Source organism: Xanthomonas sp. SHU 166, from assembly GCF_000364685.1.
GTDB lineage: Bacteria > Pseudomonadota > Gammaproteobacteria > Xanthomonadales > Xanthomonadaceae > Xanthomonas_A > Xanthomonas_A sontii.
On record NZ_AQOJ01000899.1, the window covers coordinates 1 to 1,702 of the forward strand.

Genomic DNA, 1,702 nt, shown 5'->3' on the forward strand with positions numbered 1-1,702 from the left:
AGTGTCGCATCGCGCGCCTGGCGCAAGGCCACGAAGGCCGCTTCGTCGATGCCATCGCGCACATGGATGTTGCTGCGGCGCTGTTCGCCGATGCTGGTCTGGCAGGCCACCGCGCGGCCGCCTGCGCCGTAGTCGTGGCACACGAACATGCGCGTCGCCTCCGGCAGCGCGTACAGCCGCTGGATCGAACGGTACAGCGTGGCCGCGTCGCCGCCGGGGAAGTCGCAGCGCGCGGTGCCGCTGTCGGGCATGAACAGCGAATCGCCCGGGAACAGCGCATCGCCGATCAGGTAGGCGACGCTGTCGCCGGTATGGCCTGGCACGGCGATGACCTGCGCCTGCACACTGCCGATCGCGAAACGCTCGCCATCGGCGAACAGGTGATCGAAGCCGCAGCGCGCCTGCGCGTCCGCGTCCAGTCCGAACTGTGGCGCGAAACGGGCACGCACCTCGCGGATGCCATCGCCGATCGCCAGCGTCGCCTGCGGCCATCGCTGCTTGAACCACTGCGCGGCGGAGACATGATCGGCGTGGGCGTGGGTCTCGAGGATCCAGCGCAGGTGCAGTCCGCGCGCGTCCAGGCACGCGGCCAACGCCTGCGCCGGTGCGTCGTCCAGTGCGCCGGTCTGCGGGTCGTAGCCCACCACCGGGTCGATCACCGCGGCGTCGTTGCCATCCTCGACCACGTAGCTCCAGGTGCCGGAACCGCCATGGTGGAAGGCGTGGACGTGCGGATGCTGGCTCATCGATCGCTCCGGGTGGCGGCAGGTGGCGCGGCGCTGCAGTAGATGCCGTGCAGCACCTCAAGGATGCGCTGCACCGGGCCGGGCACCAGCGAATAATAGATGGTCTGACCCTCGCGGCGGGTCTGCACCAGTCCATCCTCGCGCAGCAGCGCCAGGTGTTGCGACAGCGCCGACTGGCTCAGCTCCACACGTGCGTTGAGTTCACCGACCGATTGCTCGTGGTCCACCAGCAGGCACAGCAGCAGCAGCCGCTTCTCGTTGCCGAGCGCCTTCAGCAGGCGCGCCGCCTCGTTGGCGTGCGCGCGCATCGCGGCAGGGTCCAGGGCGGTTGCGGCGCGGCGCGGCATGGGCTCAGAAATCGACCGGGCCACCGGCCGCGGTCCAGCCCAGGAAGCCGCCGGTCAGCGAGCGCACCGCGGTGTAGCCCAGGTGCTGCAGGCTCAGTGCCGCCAGGGTGGAGCGGCCGCCGCTGGCGCAGTACAGCAGGATCGGCTGGTCGCGTCGGGCCAGCGCCGGATCGGCGTCGAGACGGAATTCGAGGATGCCGCGCGGGATGTTGATGGCGTTGGGCAGGTGGCCCATGGCGAACTCGCCGGGTTCGCGCACGTCGATGATCCATTCGCCGGGCAGGGGCGTGGCGGCGGCATCGGTGTGGGCAGGGGTTTCGTGGATCTGCGCGCGTGCGCGGTCGACCAGGACTTGGGCGGAGGAGGCGGGCATTGGGGGTGCTCGGCGGGAAAGTGCGCCCATCATATCAGTTGACTCTAATATAAGAAAATTCTAATTTATCTCGCGGCCAGCCTAGGGCGGCCGCACCCGATCTGCCGCGGTGGGGTGCCCACCGACGGCGCGGATGCGCCCTTTCCTCTGGAGTTCGATCATGCGTGTGCTTCGTTGGCCGATCCGCTGTGCCTGGCGTGCCGGACGGCTGCGCGGGACGCTTGCTGCACCTGCCA

General features: G+C 69.4%; 3 protein-coding genes. All 3 read right to left on the bottom strand.

What is annotated here, in order from left to right:
* Nucleotides 1-746: MBL fold metallo-hydrolase (locus tag D180_RS20280; protein ID WP_017914207.1), on the bottom strand; the 746-nt coding region annotated here is incomplete at its 3' end.
* Nucleotides 743-1,093 carry a metalloregulator ArsR/SmtB family transcription factor gene (locus D180_RS20285; RefSeq protein WP_017914208.1) on the bottom strand — a complete coding sequence of 117 codons (351 nt, stop codon included), beginning with the start codon at nt 1,091-1,093 and terminating at the stop codon, nt 743-745. The genes D180_RS20285 and D180_RS20280, both read right to left, overlap by 4 nt.
* Before the next feature lie 4 nt (nt 1,094-1,097).
* A complete protein-coding gene (locus D180_RS20290; protein ID WP_017909974.1) occupies nt 1,098-1,466 on the bottom strand; it encodes a rhodanese-like domain-containing protein in 369 nt (122 codons plus the stop codon).
* Nucleotides 1,467-1,702: the final 236 nt, after the last annotated feature.